General features: G+C 36.1%; 19 protein-coding genes. 14 read left to right on the top strand and 5 right to left on the bottom strand.

Features of this window, described 5'->3' with window-relative positions; all coding sequences use genetic code 11:
• Positions 1 to 145: 145 nt before the first annotated feature.
• From D1094_RS18690 to D1094_RS18685, 9 genes are all read left to right on the top strand, one after another.
• Positions 146 to 283 carry a hypothetical protein gene (locus tag D1094_RS18690; RefSeq protein WP_182440237.1) on the top strand — a complete coding sequence of 46 codons (138 nt, stop codon included), beginning with the start codon at positions 146 to 148 and terminating at the stop codon, positions 281 to 283.
• Positions 284 to 631: 348 nt separating this feature from the next.
• Positions 632 to 1,204: an elongation factor P-like protein YeiP gene (yeiP, locus tag D1094_RS17430; RefSeq protein WP_118961382.1), complete on the top strand. Its 573-nt coding sequence runs from the start codon at positions 632 to 634 to the stop codon at positions 1,202 to 1,204.
• Between the two features lie 104 nt (positions 1,205 to 1,308).
• Positions 1,309 to 2,226 carry a M14 family metallocarboxypeptidase gene (locus D1094_RS17425; protein WP_118961381.1) on the top strand — a complete coding sequence of 306 codons (918 nt, stop codon included), beginning with the start codon at positions 1,309 to 1,311 and terminating at the stop codon, positions 2,224 to 2,226.
• Between the two features lie 263 nt (positions 2,227 to 2,489).
• Positions 2,490 to 3,089, top strand: a complete 600-nt coding sequence (locus tag D1094_RS17420; RefSeq protein ID WP_118961380.1) for an RNA polymerase sigma factor — start codon at positions 2,490 to 2,492, stop codon at positions 3,087 to 3,089.
• Positions 3,082 to 3,771, top strand: a complete 690-nt coding sequence (locus D1094_RS17415) for a hypothetical protein (RefSeq protein WP_182440236.1) — start codon at positions 3,082 to 3,084, stop codon at positions 3,769 to 3,771. Before D1094_RS17420 ends, D1094_RS17415 begins: the two co-directional genes overlap by 8 nt.
• Positions 3,772 to 3,843: 72 nt before the next feature.
• Complete coding sequence (locus D1094_RS17410; RefSeq protein ID WP_118961379.1) at positions 3,844 to 4,839, top strand: hypothetical protein; 996 nt, start codon at positions 3,844 to 3,846, stop codon at positions 4,837 to 4,839.
• A gap of 177 nt (positions 4,840 to 5,016) precedes the next feature.
• Positions 5,017 to 5,433 (top strand): Zn(2+)-responsive transcriptional regulator, encoded by a 417-nt coding sequence (zntR, locus tag D1094_RS17405; protein WP_118961378.1) that lies wholly within the window; start codon positions 5,017 to 5,019, stop codon positions 5,431 to 5,433.
• Positions 5,417 to 6,664 (top strand): SO_0444 family Cu/Zn efflux transporter, encoded by a 1,248-nt coding sequence (locus tag D1094_RS17400; RefSeq protein WP_118961377.1) that lies wholly within the window; start codon positions 5,417 to 5,419, stop codon positions 6,662 to 6,664. Before zntR ends, D1094_RS17400 begins: the two co-directional genes overlap by 17 nt.
• Before the next feature lie 156 nt (positions 6,665 to 6,820).
• Positions 6,821 to 6,982, top strand: coding sequence for a hypothetical protein (locus D1094_RS18685; protein ID WP_182440235.1), 162 nt, complete (start codon positions 6,821 to 6,823; stop codon positions 6,980 to 6,982).
• A 317-nt stretch (positions 6,983 to 7,299) separates the two neighbouring features.
• On the opposite strand, the gene D1094_RS17395 is transcribed toward D1094_RS18685, so the two are convergent.
• The 3 genes from D1094_RS17395 to nadE form a co-directional block, all read right to left on the bottom strand.
• On the bottom strand, positions 7,300 to 7,884 hold the full coding sequence (locus D1094_RS17395; RefSeq protein WP_118961376.1) for a GspH/FimT family pseudopilin: 585 nt from the start codon (positions 7,882 to 7,884) through the stop codon (positions 7,300 to 7,302).
• A 95-nt stretch (positions 7,885 to 7,979) separates the two neighbouring features.
• Entirely contained in the window at positions 7,980 to 8,588 is a 609-nt protein-coding gene (locus D1094_RS17390; RefSeq protein WP_118961375.1) for a GspH/FimT family pseudopilin, read from the bottom strand.
• 163 nt (positions 8,589 to 8,751) lie between these two features.
• Positions 8,752 to 9,615: an ammonia-dependent NAD(+) synthetase gene (gene nadE / locus D1094_RS17385; RefSeq protein WP_118961374.1), complete on the bottom strand. Its 864-nt coding sequence runs from the start codon at positions 9,613 to 9,615 to the stop codon at positions 8,752 to 8,754.
• Positions 9,616 to 9,749: 134 nt separating this feature from the next.
• Here nadE and glnB point away from each other — a divergent pair, with 134 nt between their 5' ends.
• On the top strand, positions 9,750 to 10,088 hold the full coding sequence (glnB, locus tag D1094_RS17380) for a nitrogen regulatory protein P-II (protein WP_118961373.1): 339 nt from the start codon (positions 9,750 to 9,752) through the stop codon (positions 10,086 to 10,088).
• 248 nt (positions 10,089 to 10,336) lie between these two features.
• Positions 10,337 to 11,338, top strand: a complete 1,002-nt coding sequence (locus D1094_RS17375; RefSeq protein ID WP_118961372.1) for a hypothetical protein — start codon at positions 10,337 to 10,339, stop codon at positions 11,336 to 11,338.
• A gap of 63 nt (positions 11,339 to 11,401) precedes the next feature.
• Here the strand turns inward: D1094_RS17375 and D1094_RS17370 are convergent, their stop codons facing one another.
• Entirely contained in the window at positions 11,402 to 12,160 is a 759-nt protein-coding gene (locus D1094_RS17370) for an outer membrane protein assembly factor BamD (RefSeq protein ID WP_118961371.1), read from the bottom strand.
• Positions 12,161 to 12,369: 209 nt separating this feature from the next.
• Between D1094_RS17370 and rluD the strand changes: the two genes are divergently transcribed.
• The 3 genes from rluD to clpB all read left to right on the top strand — a co-directional run bounded on the left by rluD (position 12,370) and on the right by clpB (position 16,793).
• Complete coding sequence (gene rluD / locus D1094_RS17365) at positions 12,370 to 13,344, top strand: 23S rRNA pseudouridine(1911/1915/1917) synthase RluD (protein WP_118961370.1); 975 nt, start codon at positions 12,370 to 12,372, stop codon at positions 13,342 to 13,344.
• Between the two features lie 14 nt (positions 13,345 to 13,358).
• On the top strand, positions 13,359 to 14,138 hold the full coding sequence (gene pgeF, locus D1094_RS17360; protein WP_118961369.1) for a peptidoglycan editing factor PgeF: 780 nt from the start codon (positions 13,359 to 13,361) through the stop codon (positions 14,136 to 14,138).
• A gap of 78 nt (positions 14,139 to 14,216) precedes the next feature.
• Positions 14,217 to 16,793: an ATP-dependent chaperone ClpB gene (clpB, locus tag D1094_RS17355; RefSeq protein ID WP_118961368.1), complete on the top strand. Its 2,577-nt coding sequence runs from the start codon at positions 14,217 to 14,219 to the stop codon at positions 16,791 to 16,793.
• An 85-nt stretch (positions 16,794 to 16,878) separates the two neighbouring features.
• Here the strand turns inward: clpB and D1094_RS17350 are convergent, their stop codons facing one another.
• A complete protein-coding gene (locus D1094_RS17350; protein ID WP_118961367.1) occupies positions 16,879 to 17,379 on the bottom strand; it encodes a DUF4124 domain-containing protein in 501 nt (166 codons plus the stop codon).
• Positions 17,380 to 17,702: the final 323 nt, after the last annotated feature.

Below are 17,702 nucleotides of genomic sequence, written 5' to 3'. Positions count from 1 at the left end.
TCTATATTTCGATTCGTAATTAAATATTTACTAAATGAATGTTAAATATTTTGTTTTAGAGGTTACATATGAAACTTCTTGTGTAATAATACAAGCGTGGTAACAATTGTTGGAGGCTATTATGGCCCATGAGGAAAGACGCACTATGTCAAATAATACTGATGCTAAACTTGATAACCTAACCAATGAACAGAAGTCTGCTGTAGAACAACTGGCAGATGCCAACCGTGAAATTGAGGAACTAAAGCTTCAAATAGCATGGTTAGAGCGCTCGTACGAGTAATTCTACTTTTTAGCGTTGGGTAATTACTCAAATTTAACTAATAGTTATTGCTAAAAAACAACCTTTTTTTAAGAAACCGATTTACATAAAATCGGTTTTTTTATGTCCTGAATAACGGTTATCTGTAGGTTTTTTTGTGAAATCTAGTTAGTAAGTTTTAATGTCTGCTCTCATTTTTGTTTTTTCACTTAGTATATATTTTGCATAAATAGTTAACGAAACACACTATTATTGCTACTCGATAAAAATAAAGCACTTGCAATCGATACTGTTCATGCTATTTTCAGGCAATAATTTTTTCAGTTTAAAGTGCATTACGCATTCGTATTTTTTAAAAGGAAAACTCACATGCCAAAGGCCAGTGAAATAAAGAAAAATGCCGCCATAGAACACAATGGCCAAGTACTCATTGTTAGAGATATCACTCGCTCTGTTCCGCAAGGTAGAGCTGGTGGTAGTTTGTACAGAATGCGCCTTTACGATGTTGTTACGGGTGGTAAAGTTGATGAAACTTTTAAAGCAGAAGATATGCTTAACTTCGCTGATCTTAGTCGACGTCCGTCTATGTTTTCTTATATTGATGGCGATGAATATGTCTTTATGGATAACGAGGACTATACGCCATATAACTTAAGCAAAGATTCTATCAGTGATGAAGTATTGTACATCAACGAAGAAACAGAAGGATTATCGGTTATTATTGTTGATGACGCTCCTGTGGCAATTGATTTACCGGCAAGTGTTGAATTGGTGATCACTGAAACAGATCCGTCAATCAAAGGCGCTTCTGCTAGTGCTCGAACTAAGCCTGCAACGTTATCAACAGGCTTAATCGTGCAAGTGCCTGAGCATATTTCTATAGGTGATAAAATTAAAATTAATACTGCAGAGCAAAAGTTTATGGGTAGAGCAGATAAGTAATATAAAAATCTCTCATAGGTACCATTAAATGTATATGCCCGAACCTTTTTGTTTCGGGTTTTTTATTTACAACAGAATAAAATCTAACGACAGGATTTGTAAAAATGAGTAAACCATACCCTATTGGAACCCATGGACAAAAATGGCATGAAGGTGATGTAAAAAACTGGTTCGCTAAACAAAATATAAAACGTTCTTACCAAGAGGAAGTGTTAGAGAAGCTGCCTAAGTTAACTTCTCATTTTGAACTTAAACAATACGGTGCATTATCAATTGATGAACAGCGTTACCCACTTTATGTACTATGTAGTAGAAATTGGCATGAGAGTAAACCGACGGTACTGATCACTGGTGGTGTCCACGGTTATGAAACAAGTGGTGTTCAAGGTGCTATTCGCTTTATGGAAGAGGAAGCAAAACATGAAGGAGGACTCTATTGTCAGTCGTTTAACTTAATTGTTGCGCCTTGTATTAGCCCATGGGGTTATGAAACTATTAATCGATGGAACCCTAAAGCGATCGATCCAAATCGATCGTTCTATCGTGAAAGCCCTGCTGAGGAATCGGCGGCATTAATGGCATTTGTTGTCAGCATTAATAGTGAGATTCATTTACATATTGATTTACACGAAACCACTGACACCGATAATAGTGAGTTTCGTCCTGCATTGGCGGCAAGGGATGCTTCGGAACATAAAAATTGGAATATTCCTGATGGTTTTTACCTTGTAGGGGATTCAACAAAGCCTGAAGCTGAATTTCAAAAAGCGATTATTAGTGGCGTAGAGAAAGTGACACATATTGCACCTGCAGATGAAAATAACCAATTAATTGGTGTGCAACTTGAACAAGTTGGCGTGATTAATTATTCGGCCAGAGCGTTAGGCTTATGTATGGGGCTAACCGAAGCTCCTTTTGTTACTACGACAGAAGTATACCCAGATAGCCCGTTAGTTGATGATGAGAATTGTATTCAGGCTCAAGTTGCTGCAATCACCTCATCACTCGAATATATTAAGTAGCTAGAAACTTATTTTTATAAACCACCGTCAGGTGGTTTTTTGTTTTATAAGGTTATGATTTACTGATTTAAAATTGTTTTTATTTTATCAATAGGTAAATTAATTTAAAAAACTGAAAATTATTTCAAACTTTTTTTGTTGTCCATACAACTTTATATACATAACAACAAAAATGAGAGCCTAATACGGTTTAATGAACAGAGGTATTCTCTCAGTAGTCAATAATATGAAGCAGGAAACTATGAATAATAAAAGAGCCGTGTGTGTTTGAACGTAGTGATGATGTACTCATTGCTCAAGCGCTTAAAGGGAAAAAGTCAGCTTGGATTGCATTAGTTAAGCGCTATGAAAAGGGCATATATAATTATGCTTTGAGGATGGTGAATAACCAAGCGGATGCGATGGACTTAATGCAAGACACTTTTGTCGCTGTATTTAAAAACTTGAAAACGTTTAGAGGAGATAGCCCGTTTAAAGGCTGGCTATTTAAAGTCGCGCATTACCGATGTTTAGAGTTTTATCGACGTAAGCGACCTATGAGTTCGATTGATGAAGTTCCTGAGCAGGAGAATATTGATGGGGAACTATGTCCTGAGCAAGCGTTGTTTTCTGTACAGCAATCAAGTGAGTTAGTGAATGCAATGAGCTCACTGCCAGTAAAACAAAAATTAGTGGTTGAGTTGAAGTTTTTTCAACAATGCACGTTTGAAGATATTGCGCATCAACTTGGAATATCGAAAAACACGGTGAAATCTCAGCTCTATAGTGGCTTAGAAAAGCTAAAAGCGAAATTAAATGCGCAAGATATTTCATTCGAACATATGAGTAAAGATATAAAAGATAAGGAGATAGGGCATGTCTAAATATCAAAACAAAGATACTGAAGAGCTCGACCTATTTGCTAGTGAAATTGTAAAGAAAGTAAATGAAGAAATAGAACACGAAGTGCCACATTGGAATAGAGCTGCTGCGTTTGAGCAATGTTTTGACAGTAATGAGGCAAATGGCAAAGTGTTATCTTGGACTTGGTGGCAAATGCCAGTAATGTCAGCTGCTTTTTCATTAGCTATGGTGGCATTAGTTTTATCTTGGGTAAACCCTCAGGCGGATGAGGTAGATGTGACCACATTAATTTCACAACAAGTAAACGAACAAGTAGAAAAAAGGTTAGCGGTTGAGGTTCATCAACGAGTAGAGCAGATAGTTTCTTTGAAGTTAAGGGAATACGCGGCGGAACAACAGGTCGTTTTGGCTAATTATCGTGCTGATATTTATAAAAGTCAGCAGAGTAACAATCTTGAACTAGCCAGTTATATTTTGACCGCTTCTCGAGAAGAGCGAAAAGATGATTTAACGGATTTTATCAGCTTTATTAATGCACAAAGAAAAGATGAACAATTGGCTCAAAAAATAAAATTTCAACAGCTTGAGCGAGAAATAGGTTTTCAAAAAATAAGTTTAAAAGCAAGTGATGAAAACATGAGCCCGATAAACTCTTTAACTAACGAGGCAGAAAATGAAAGCTCTTTAAACGAAGATATCTAAAAAATTAAAACGAGTAAGAAAAAGATAATAATTAAATAAATGTGCTTTAAATAGCTATTTTAGGAGTATTAAATGAACACAGTTAGTCAACATAAATCAAATAACACTATAAATACAAAGCATAAAGGTTTAGCAAGTTTTTGTGGTGGAATTTTAATAACAAGTGCTTTTCTTTCTGCTTCAGTACAGGCAGATGATAATAATTATTCAAAGATTAATCGCCAGCTAGAAGTAATGAATAATATCATTAAGTCGTCTGTAACGGTTGGAAAAGGCAACAGCAAAACGAATCTTCGTTCAGTTGAGAGTGTTTACCTACATGGACAAGGCGCTGTTTTTACCATTAATTCAGACATTAGCAGAAGTTTTAATCGCCATAATATGTCTTTTGTTATGCCTTCAGCACCTATTGCTCCTGTCTCTGTAAGACCAAATGAAGTAATTGAAATAGATGAAGATGTCGTTATTCATTCACAATCACATGCTCGAGAATTAGAATTAGTGGTAAGTCAGATGGAATCTGAAGCGCAAGAGTTCGAACGTGTTGTTGAAGTTATGGAAGGGCAGAGAGAACAAAGCCGGGAATTGCGGCATGAACAACGCGAAATTGCTTATGAGCTGCGTGATAATGAAAGAGAGAGTAAAGATTATTCGTTCCAACTAAAACATGCAGATAAACAAGACAAAAAGAAATTAAATGAAAAACTCGCCAAATTAGAAAAAGAAAAACTTGAACTAAAAAAAAGCAAAGCAAAACTTGATGCAAAAGTAAAAAAAATAAATCAACAACAAAAGCAACTTAAGGTTGCTCAAGCTCAAGAAAGAAAGGCGCACTATAAGTCAATTTCTAGTTCACTAATAGATACTTTTTGTTTATACGGCAATGGGTTGAAATCTTTGCCAAATGATGAACATGTCAGCATCATTCTTAAATGGGCAGGTGACAAATCAGGAAGACATTATCAAGATAAAATTTTTGTTTTCAATAAAAAAGATATCAATGCCTGCGCAAGCGATAAAATTACCAGTAAGAAGTTATTATCTAAAGCAGAGCAATACCAATTTTAAAACAGAGCGACGTAATGTAAGACAAAGCCAGCAACTAGCTGGCTTTGTCTTTTTTACAATTTAATAAATACTATTGACCTTGGAGTATACTCAAACCTTTATAATAGGATTAAAATATTGTAAAGGTTACTTATGAAACCATAATAACTTGACCTAAAAAACAACTAGAGAATTATCATGTATAAAATTGGTGAGCTTGCAAAAATACTGTCTGTGTCAACAGATACATTACGCTATTATGAAAAACATAATTTAATTAGTGCAACTTCGCGAGGTAGCAATGGTTATAGGTTTTATAACCATGACGTTTTACAAGTTATGCAATTTATTATACGAGCGAAAAGTGTAGGATTTAGCCTTAATGAGATTAAAGAGTTGCTATCAATAAAGGTGGATAAAGCGAGTCATAGTTGTGCTGAAGTTAAGTCATTTACAGAAGGGAAATTACAGCAAGTAAATCAAAAAATTGCTGAACTCTCTTGTTTTAAAGATTCATTACAGTTACTTGTAAATGCCTGTTGTGGTGGTGAAGAACAAGCGACTCACTGTTCTATTTTATCAGCTTTGGAGAATGTTGATGCAATTAATCAGTAATTTTTGGCAGTTATTTGTCTTGTCAGCGCCATGGCTGATGCTTGGTTTGTTCATCGCAGGAATTATTAATGTCTATTTACCTAAAGATTTTTTGAATAAACATTTAGGTAGTGATGGTCTATTCACAACCATTAAAGCGGCTATTATCGGTGCGCCCATGCCATTATGTTCGTGTGGGGTGATCCCTGCAGCGTTGGGCTTGCGTAGAGCTGGCGCTTCAAAGAGTGCCACAACCGCATTTTTAGTTTCAACGCCTGAAACAGGCGTTGATTCTATTTCTGTTTCTTATGTTTTACTTGGCCCTTTTATGGCAATTATTAGGCCGATTGCGGCGATTACTAGTGCAATTGTTGCGGGTGTGTTGGTAGGAAAAGATAAAGAGAAAGAGACGTTAGAGAGTAATAGTGCCTTATCTAACGAAACTGAAAAGCTTGCGACTTGTTGTAGTAACGAAGGTGAAAGTACAAGTAATAGTGCCCATGTTACAGAAAAAATTCAGCCTACAGGATGCTGTAATCAACAAGAAAACATTGAAAACGAAGCGTCGACTTGTGGTAATAATGGCCGAATTCAATGTAATGATGAAGCTTCATCACCAGAAAAAGAAACTAATTGCTGCGATATCAAAGAAAAAACGGAAAAGGAATCATCTTGTTGCAATAGCAAACTAAATGAAAAAAGCTCAATGTGGCAACGCATGAAACAAGCTGTCGCCTTTAGCTGTACCAAGTTATTAAGCGATACGGCAAAATGGTTATTGATTGGGCTAGTGTTTGCCGCAATTATTCAAACGTATGTGCCTGTCAGCTTTTTTAGCCAATGGGGTAGTGGTATTTTAGCGATGCTTGTCGTTATTTTAATTTCTATTCCTATGTATGTCTGTGCAACTGCCTCTACCCCTATTGCCGCAGGATTACTGCTTTCAGGTGTCTCTCCTGGTGCTGTGCTGGTATTTATGCTGGCAGGACCAGCGACAAATATTGCAACATTGGGAGTCGTTGGGAGTGAATTAGGAAAGCGAGCGGTGTTTTCATATTTAACCGGGGTGATTGGTGTTGCGGTTCTGTTCGGTTTTCTTACTGATATGCTCGTAGCTCACTATAATTTTTCCGTAGCGCCTATGATTGGAGAGCATCATGAAGTGTTACCTCACTGGTTATCTCAAGGCTCTGCAATATTATTAGTGTTTTTGTTGTTAAGAGTTGTGTTTTTACATTTTAAAAAGCCTTGAGGCCTTTGACTAGCTATTAAGACAATTTAGATAACTTTGTGCTGAAATAGAAGTGCAGGAAAATCAGTTATTACCTATATATTATGGGAATCTCTTGCAACCAAAGTTATTTCAATTAAGATGTATTGTGAACTTTAAAATTACAAGGATGTAACAATGACCAAAGAGCAACACGCCCGTTTAGCTGAATTAACTTCTTTTCTGATGGATCGCTGTATTAGTGAAACTGAGTACAAAGAATATCAATCATTAAGTGAACTATTATTACTTGAAATGAATCATGTTTCTGTTCAACAAAATAACAAAACCCAGTATTAACCGCTGAAATCATCGTTATAACTTTAATATTGGGCGGTATTATGGAGCGTTAGTATTGCGCGATAATGTTTAACGCTTATTACAATCTAGCGCTGTTGGAAGTACTGTAAGAGATCACTTTCTTATAAAGATTGGTATGAACTATTAATAAAGCAAAAATCTATCATTTATTGGTATTCTTTATGTTCAAGCTGAACGATGATAGATAATGCGCTGATAGTAGGAATGGCTTTTGATGAGTCAGTTAGTAAATAGTAAACATAAAGTACCGATATACAAAAGATTTTGGTATATCGGTAACTAAGAGGTTTCTCTATCTAGCTGCAATCTATGTTTGCGCCCGTTCTGTCTTGGTGTCTTCCATCACCGTTTATATCTTCACTCATATAACTTCTACCTGAAATAGTAACTGTTACTCCACGTGAAAGCTTAACCTGCCCTTTAGGGCAGTAACTAAATGTTGCGATATTATTATTATTCGACAACCCTGTGGCACTATAGGTAATATTATTTGCATTAAAAACGAGATTATCACCAGCATTAATGGCATCTTTTTGTTTTATTACCGTACCATCTGCAGCAATGACTCCGATGTTACCTAACCAATTATTTGCACCGGTACAGGCATTAGCATTCATTGGGCAAACAGTCACATTTTGTTCGGTATTAATAGCCATATTTCGAGCTGTCATAAGTAACCGCTGCATTTCGGATACTTCATTACCAACACGCATTTTAACAATGAAATCACCTAAATTAGGTAGGGCAATCGCTGTAATAATACCTGCAATAGCAAGGGTTACCATGAATTCTATTAAAGTAAAGCCACTCGGTTTGTGTTTTATTTTGTAAGCTGACTTACGTGTATTGTCGGGTTTGTTTTCAGGGTTATATTGTTGCATAAAAAGCTGCCTTGCTCGGTACTACTTAATAACTCTTTATAGCACTTTAGCCTTGTTCTTTCTAGTAGCATAAATAAATCCCCCCCTTAATTGCTTTAGTCACAACTTAACTTTTTCTTATTGCGTGTTTCATCAATCGAATCGTTATTTATATCTGTTGTGCTATAAAAGCGACCTGAACGCGCCACGACAATTCCCCTAGCCATTGCTAATGGGAACTCTTGTGGACAATACCTAAATGTACCGTTTGTTAAACCAGATAAGTGCCCAGTTGGTTGATAAATAACTTTACTTCTTCCTTTTCCATAGATTAATTTATCACCTGATTTTATTGCTTCTTTTGTGCTAACGATAGTTTCGTTTTCATTCTTATCAAATCGTTTATTGTTATTAATGTCGATAAAAACACTGATATCTGATTGCCAATGAGTAGAGCAATTGCCATCATCTCCCAGAGGGCACATAATAACGTTGTTGCCAGTATTAATAGCGTAGTTCCTTGCTGTGAGTAAGCTTCTATGAAGCATAGATATTTCATTATTTACGCGTAGTTTTACTAAAAACTGATTGAGATTTGGTACCGCTATGGTGGTAAGTATGGAAGCAATAGATACTGAAGTGATAAGTTCTATGAGTGTTATTCCGGTGAAGTGTTTAAACGGGGTCGCCGAGAGTGACTTTTTATCATAAGCAAGTTTAAGCATATAAAATCCATTTTATACAATATAACGTTATGATATTAAGTTATAGACGATAAAATGGATTATGCAAAGATTGTTATACTAGGGCGTGTTGACCTTTGTTGATATCTTATCTCTTAGCTGAATGATTAAACAACGATAAATACGCCCTAATGGTTTTTATCGCTTAGTTATCGTAAATAGTGGGTATTGCTTTTCTCTTATGCTGAGTTTTTATATATATATTTATAATATGTTGTTTTATTTCGTCAGAAACAACTTTACCTTCTAAAAAATCATCTAGTTGATCGTAACTAATACCTAGCGCATCTTCATCTGTTTTTCCTGGTTCTAAATCTTCTAGATCGGCTGTAGGCGCCTTAGAGACTAAAATATTTGGTGCGCCTAAATAGCTTGCAAGTTCTCTTACTTGTCTTTTGGATAGTCCAAAAAGAGGAGCTAAATCACAAGCACCATCCCCCCATTTTGTAAAAAAACCAGTAATATTTTCTGCACTATGATCTGTGCCAATCACCAAAGCTCCAATTATGCCTGCGATATGATACTGACTGACCATGCGAATTCGAGCTTTGACATTACCTTTTGAAAAATCTATTTGGTTTTCATTAGCTGTTAGAAGACCTTCTTTATCCATCGCCTGTAATACTTCTTGGTGGACACCATCGCTTCCAGCTAATACATTGGTGGTGATTACTTTACTTGGCTTAATAAAGTTAATTGCTTGTTGGGCATCGTCTTCATCAGCTTGAACGTCGTAGGGCAATCTAACGGCAATAAACTTATATAATGTATTATCTTGATGTTCTAATTCTGCATTTAACTCATCAATAGCTAATTGTGCTAAACGACCACAAGTAGATGAATCTACTCCTCCACTGATACCTAACACAAGATTAGTAAGGCCAGACTCTTTTAATTGAGTCTTAATAAAATTAACTCGTCTTTTAACTTCAAAGTTAACATCAATCTTGCTGAGTACTTTCATTTCTTTGATGATACTTAGTTCATCAACCGTGTGTTGTGTGGTCATGTATATTCCAAAAAGAGGATTAAGATTAAGTTTTCTGTAGTTTACCAAAAAAAATTGTAAAATTGGATATTGCTAAAATACTTTAAACACGCTGTAATATGACATATTACTTTGCCACGAACAGATAATTAACGATGAAAAAAATAGAAGCTATAATTAAACCCTTTAAAATGGATGATGTTAGAGAAGCACTCGGTGAGATCGGTGTAACGGGCATGACAGTTTCTGAAGTAAAAGGATTTGGTAGACAAAAAGGACACACTGAGCTTTATCGTGGTGCTGAATATATGGTAGATTTTCTACCTAAAGTGAAGTTAGAAATTGTTATTGCTACAGAAGACGTAGACCGTTGTGTTGAAACTATTTTAGCAACAGCACAAACAGGTAAAATAGGCGATGGTAAAATATTCATCACTGATGTTGAGCGCATTATTCGAATTCGAACAGGTGAAGAAAACCAAGACGCAATATAAGCAACACTTTATCAATTCAATTTTCTTTTAAAAGCTGGCTCCTTGTCAGCTTTTTTTACATTATTTTTCTGTTGAAATAATGAATAATCTTTAACGTTGTGATTTTTTTGTGAAAAATGCCTATGGTGCACTTCATGCATTACTTTTAAAACAAAGTTTGTAATTTTAACTCTTTTGTATTGGAAGTTGTAAAACTTTAGCTTTAGTTAAAATTATTACTATTATTAAATTTTTGTCGAGGGATTATGATGAAATTGATATTACGTGCACATATGATAATAACGATGTTTTTTAGTTCTTTTACCATGGCAACAACGCTATGTGAAGGCGGTGAAGCATTTTCAGATGTCAATTTAACCACTATGCAACTAGCATCAGGAGGGCCAGTCGTCGATCTTTCGCTCATTCCTCCACCAAATGCATTGTATAGTAATGATGGTAGGGCTGCTACATCATGTGAAGGTATACTTAGTGGTAATGACCAACCGTTACCTAGTGTAAATATTGGTCAATACCAAGATGGATTACTTAATGGTGAAAAGCAAAAAGGTGGAAATGCTGATCCTCTATTGAGCCCTAATAATCAACTTTTTGATCCTCAGTATAATGGTGGCAGCGATTTAGCTTTTATTGAACTGTCTGATTTACAAAATATTAGTGGTGTGGGTGGAATTGAAAGTGACGGCGTTAACGACCCTGGTTGGGTTTTTCTAGGAAAAGATGACGGAGGTGTAGGTGGTTTCGATTATGCTACGGCCGGTAATGGTCTAGAAAACGATGAAGGAGAAGATATCAGTATAGATATTTCAACTATTTTAGACGTTGAATTTAATTGTACTGGTAATACATCTATTAACGGCAGCAATTGTTTAGTGGGCACTTGGTCTATTATGCCTGATGTTAATATTGTCGAAGAATTATTTCCGCTTTTTGGCAATGGTTTTTTCGATCATTTAGCTTTTATCTTTAAGGCTGGGCCAGAATTTATAGTATATGACTTTAACTTTAATATTATTAAAAATGAATTAGGTGGTGGAATAGATTTAACGGTACCATATAATATGTCAGGAACTTTTGATATGACAGATACTTTTGGTAAAACGGCAATTTCACATATATCGGTATGGGCGAGAGACCCCATTTTTGAAGATATTCGCCGAATTCCTGAACCGAAGACCTATTGGCTAATGCTGTTAGCTGGCTGGTTAATCTACAATCGAATTCGACATAGCCCATCTAAATATTTGTAATGAAAGTTAACAAAAAACGCGAAACATATGTTTCGCGTTTTTATATTTGGTTATTTTTTCTTACTAGTTAACTAACTTGTTATTCGGATAATTAGCAGCGAGTACTTGCATTGCATTTTTCTTTAAATCAGTTAATTCAAGTTTGTCATAACATTCAATCATTAGCTCTAAAGCTTTTTCAACCTCAGCGCTTGGTGCAAAATACTCAACAACATAACGAGCTCTATTTGCCGCTGATGCATAAGCATCACGTTTCAAATAAAACTTAGCAACGGCTAGTTCGTACTGTGCTAATCTTGATTTTACTTCAATCATTCTCATGCGGGCATCAGCAGCATATTTACTGTTTGGAAATTCAGTAACAATACGTTTAAAATCATCAAAAGCACTTCTTGATGCACTTGGATCGCGATCAGCGCGATCTATTCCAGCTAAATCTTGGAATAAGTTATCTTCAGTTGACAAGTTTATTAATGCACGCATGTAATAAACATAATCTACATTTGAATTATTTGGGTTTAACCTGAGAAATCTATCAGCAAGTGCTATGCCTTGTGCGGTATCACCACTCTTGTAATAAGCGTAGATTAAATCTAACTGTACTTGATGAGAGATAGGACCAAATGGAAAGCGTGAATCAATGGCACTTAATATTTGAATCGCTTTTTGATATAAGCCGCTATCTAAAGCTGAACGTGCGTCAACAAACAAAGCTTGAGCTGATTTATCTGGCACAATCTCTTCTTCTTTTTCTATTGATGAACAGGCCGTTACAGACAAAATAAGGAGGGTTATAATAATTTTTATCGTCAATTTTTCCATGAACTTTGTTATCACTACTTTGTTATTCGTTAAAATTAATATCAAACCCAAACAGAAAAGGGTAAAATATAGCAATGCATTCTAACCTAGCATTCCTGCCTTGCACAGTGCAAATGACAATTTGATTGTCGATAGTTTATCTTTGCATCGAAGCATAGGGTTTTATAAAGGTTAATCTAATCAATTAATGGTAAGAAAAAGAGAATTTAATGTCTGAAATTATTCAACATAAAGATAGTGTTCCTGAGTCGTGTCTAGGTAAGCGATTAGACCAAGCCTTAGCGAAAATGTTCCCTGATTATTCACGCTCAAGGATAAAAGAATGGATTTTAGCGGGTTGTGTCACCGTCAATGGTGAAGTCTTAGATCGCCCTAGAGAAAAAATGTATGGTGGCGAAATAATAGCTATTGATGCTCAAGTTGAAGCTGAAGTTCGTTTTGAACCTCAAGATATCCCATTAACTATTGTTTATGAAGATGATGATATTTTAGTTATTAATAAACCAGCAGGTTTAGTTGTCCATCCCGGAGCAGGTAATCCTGACGGAACGGTTTTAAATGCTTTATTGCATCATTGCCCAGAATTAGAAGTGGTGCCAAGAGCTGGTATAGTTCATCGTTTAGATAAAGACACTACAGGCCTTATGGTTGTAGCTAAAACCATTGCCGCGCAAACGAATTTGGTTGAAGCATTGCAGTTACGAGAAATTACTCGTGAGTATGAAGCGGTAGCTAATGGCGTCATGACTGCAGGTGGTGTAGTTGATGAGCCTATTGGTCGTCATTCAACTAAACGAACTCATATGGCGGTAACGTTTTCTGGTAGGCCATCAGTGACTCATTATCGGGTGATGGAGAAGTATCGTTTGCATACTCGTTTAAGGTTACGCTTAGAAACTGGGCGAACTCACCAAATACGCGTGCATATGTCTCATATATCACATCCGCTGATCGGAGACCCAGTTTATGGTGGTCGACCTCGCCCTCCAAAAAATGCCACGCCTGAATTACTTAATGTGTTAAGGGGATTTAAAAGACAAGCACTTCATGCTGCCATGTTATCATTATTCCATCCCATAACAGGTGAGCAGATGACCTGGCATGCAGAGTTACCTGAAGATTTTGTAGAACTAGTGCACGTATTACAACAAGATAATAAAATGAATGCAGCCGAAGAGTATTAACTTTTTTGGATAAAATGATATCAACGCAAGGAATTCACTTTATTAATTGGCCAGGACACAATGTACTGGCCTTACAGACTTCGCGAACTGCTTCACAAGATATATGTAAAGATATTCGCGAAAACCTTTCAGGCTTTCAATTTTTTAATCTTGGTCTGCATGTAAATGATGAACCGCATCGCGTTATTGAAAACAGAAGTTCACTAACTAAAATACTTTCTCAACACACTTTAAATCCTGAACTTTCTATTCAATGGTTAAATCAAGTACATGGTGATGAGGTTGTAACGATTAAGCAAGTTACAAACGAATTAATATCAGCTGATGCAAGCATTACTTGTGAGAAAGGAATTGCCTTGGCAATTATGACAGCAGATTGTTTACCTATTTTACTCAGTAGCAGAAAAGGAACTGAGATTGCCGCTATTCATGGTGGTTGGCGTCCACTTTCTGCGAATATCATTGAAAAAACATTAGCAAAAATGCAAGTAAATAGTACTGAAATTATTGCTTGGTTAGGGCCCTGTATAGGAAAGAAAGCTTTTGAAGTAGGAATGGACGTTTATTCTTCTTTTGTTAATCAGTCGATTGCTTTTGATAGTGCTTTTCAATCGATAGGCAATAAAAAGTTTTTAGCTGATTTACATCAAATCGCGAAAATTCAATTACGTCAACAAGGCGTTACGCATATTATGCAATTACCGGAGTGTACATACACGTTAACAGATAAGTACTTTTCATATCGAAGAGAATCAATTACTGGAAGAATGGCAACACTCATAGCGATAAAGTAAGATCAATACTTTCTTAACCGTATGTATTGAAAAAAATTCTTTTAGCCTTATAACAATACTATAGCTAGGAGAAATATTATGCGTTTAGATCGTTTCACACAATCGTTTCAAGAGTCTATTGCAGACGCGCAATCGTTAGCCTTAGGCAAAGATCACCAATTTATAGAGCCATTACATTTGATGATGGCGCTGCTTAATCAAAATGGCAATTCAATATTACCTTTACTAAAAAGTGCGGGTATTGATATTCGCTCTTTAAGAACGCAATTAGAAGAGGCCTTAAACACACTTGCGCAAGTTGAAGACGCAGGTGGCGACGTTCAATTGTCTTCCGCTTCAGGCCGTATTTTTAATTTATGTGACAAACATGCCCAAAAAATGGGCGACAAATTTATTTCATCAGAAATATTTTTATTGGCTGCTATTGAAGATAAAGGTGCTCTTGGCAAAATATTAGCATCATTAGGAGCCACTGAACAAAGAATCAAATCAGCTATTGATCATGTAAGAGGTGGACAAAAAGTTGAAGATCAAAATGCTGAAGATGTCCGTCAAGCGTTACAAAAATATACTGTAGATCTAACTGAAAGGGCTGAACAAGGTAAATTAGATCCTGTTATTGGTCGAGATGATGAAATACGACGTACATTACAAGTTCTTCAACGTCGCACAAAAAATAACCCGGTATTAATTGGCCAACCAGGAGTTGGTAAAACGGCAATCGTTGAAGGGTTAGCTCAGCGAATTGTTGATCATGAAGTGCCTGAAGGGTTAAAGAATAAACGTGTATTATCTTTAGATATGGGAGCACTTGTTGCAGGAGCAAAGTATCGAGGCGAGTTTGAAGAAAGACTCAAAGCGGTATTAAATGAACTTGCACAAGAAGAAGGACAGGTTATCCTATTTATAGATGAGCTTCATACAATGGTTGGGGCAGGTAAAACCGATGGCGCAATGGATGCTGGAAACATGCTAAAACCAGCGCTTGCTCGCGGTGATTTACACTGTGTTGGTGCAACGACTTTAGATGAATACCGACAATATATTGAAAAAGATGCTGCACTTGAACGACGCTTTCAAAAAGTGCTTGTCGAAGAGCCTAGTGTAGAAGATACCATTGCCATATTACGTGGCTTAAAAGAACGCTACGAATTACACCATTCAGTGAACATAACAGACCCAGCAATAGTGGCGGCTGCATCACTTTCGCATAGGTATATTAGTGACAGACAATTGCCAGATAAAGCCATTGATTTAATAGATGAGGCAGCTTCAAGTATTCGCTTACAGATGGATTCTAAGCCAGAAGACTTAGATCGATTAGAGCGAAAATTAATACAACTTAAACTTGAACAGAAAGCGCTTGAAAAAGACTCTGACGATGCATCCATGAAACGTCTAAGCTTAATTTCTGAACAAATAACACAGAACCAGCAAAAATATGATGAGCTTGATGAGATTTGGACAACAGAAAAAGCGGCTTTATATGGCACACAAGCAATAAAAGAAGAATTAGAACAAGCAAGAATTGAGCTAGAATCAGCAAGACGTTCGGGCGATTTAAACAGAATGTCTGAATTACAGTATGGAAAATTACCTGAACTAGAAAAGCAATTAGATCTTGCTAGTCAAGCTGAAATGCAAGAAATGAGTCTTTTAGCGAACAAGGTAACGGATATAGAAATTGCCGATGTTTTAAGTAGGGCAACAGGTATTCCGGTTGCTAAAATGCTCGAACAAGAAAGAGACAAGTTACTGCATATGGAACAAGAACTTCATAAGCGCGTTATAGGTCAAAATGAAGCGGTCGGTTCAGTTTCAAATGCTATTCGTCGATCTCGGGCAGGGTTATCTGATCCGAATCAACCGATAGGGTCATTTTTATTTCTTGGTCCAACAGGAGTAGGTAAAACGGAATTAACAAAAGCATTAGCTTATTTCCTATTTGATAGTGAAGATTCGTTAATTCGTGTTGATATGTCTGAATTTATGGAGAAGCACTCTGTCGCTAGGTTAGTGGGAGCACCTCCAGGTTATGTCGGCTATGAAGAAGGAGGTTACCTTACAGAAGCTGTAAGGCGAAAACCTTATTCAGTGATTTTACTTGACGAAATTGAAAAAGCACATCCCGATGTATTCAATATTTTATTACAGGTCTTAGATGATGGTAGACTAACAGATGGTCAAGGGCGAACAGTTGATTTCAAGAATACTGTTATCATAATGACATCAAATATTGGCTCTGACATTATTCAAGGTTTTGGAAACGATAGCCAATATCAGCAGATGAAAGCGAGTGTGATGAATGAACTTAGCCATCATTTTAAACCTGAATTTATAAATAGGGTTGATGAGTCTGTAGTGTTCCATCCTTTAGTCGGTGAACAAATTGAAAAAATAGCAGGTATTCAATTACACTCTCTTGCAGCCAGGTTAGCTGAACAAGAGTTAACATTAACGATAGAGCCTGAGGCATTAACAAAAATTGCTGAAGCAGGCTTTGATCCTATTTTTGGTGCAAGGCCACTAAAAAGAGCCATACAGCAGCAAGTTGAAAATCCATTAGCACAAAAACTATTAGCAAATGAATTCTCAAAAGGTACAAAAATCAATCTTGAATATAATGAAGGAAGTTTAGTTTTTAAATCCTTGTAATAGGGTATAAGCACACAAATAAAATAAGCCTGTCTATTTTACTATAGTCAGGCTTATTTTTTGAAAATCTATAATTTAAAAACGATTAATCAACACAATACAAGTCAATATGCTTTCTGCTTAGTTCAAGTTTTTCTTCTTTTTCTTCTTGGGTTAATGTGCGGTTCTTAGATTTACCGTCTTTTGAGGTTTCAGTTACAAGCACTTGCTCAAAAGAGCTCAACATTTTAATATTGAGCTTAGCTGCTTTACAGTTCTTTTCAAATAGCTCTTTATTAGCAATATCTCTTTCTTCTTGTGAAACTTGTTGTGCTTGCTCTTCGATTGCAGCTTGTTCTGCTTCTTGTTTGACTATGCGCTCTTTTTTAGAAAGCGCTTTGAAAGAAGACACGGTACTTAACTCAGTATATTCATCTGTTTTAGGCAGGTTTTGGCTAAAGTGAACAACATTATTTTTATCAACCCAACGGTATATAGCAATTTCTTTAGCATTAATCACGGTAGTTGGTATTAAAAAGCTAGAAAGTAATAAAACGCAAGAAGCTCGCTTAAGTTGATGAGAAATGTTGTTCTTGAGAATATTCATAGTGTGCCCTTGATTATGCCTTTTAGAAGTTGCATTTTATTATTATAAGAAGACTGTAACATTAATACCACTTCAATAAAGCTATCAAAGTTCGCTAATAATAACAAATCGGAATGAAAAACCTCCTACCTATAAGTAAAGTTGGATAGTAAATGACCAAATGAGCAGGGTATTTGTATTTGTTGGTTGCTTTTTAAACACTTGGTCGCTTATTTTAAAAAAAAGGTTGACCTTAGGGTAAAAGTGTCTAGAATGCGCATCCACTTCCACGGGGCAACTCAAGAAGGTTTGTATAGGAAATACATAGTAGGTCAAGTCATGGA

Origin of the sequence: Colwellia sp. RSH04 (assembly GCF_003545765.1) — a bacterium.
Classification (GTDB): domain Bacteria; phylum Pseudomonadota; class Gammaproteobacteria; order Enterobacterales; family Alteromonadaceae; genus Colwellia.
This window is presented reverse-complemented; position numbering and strand designations above follow the sequence as displayed.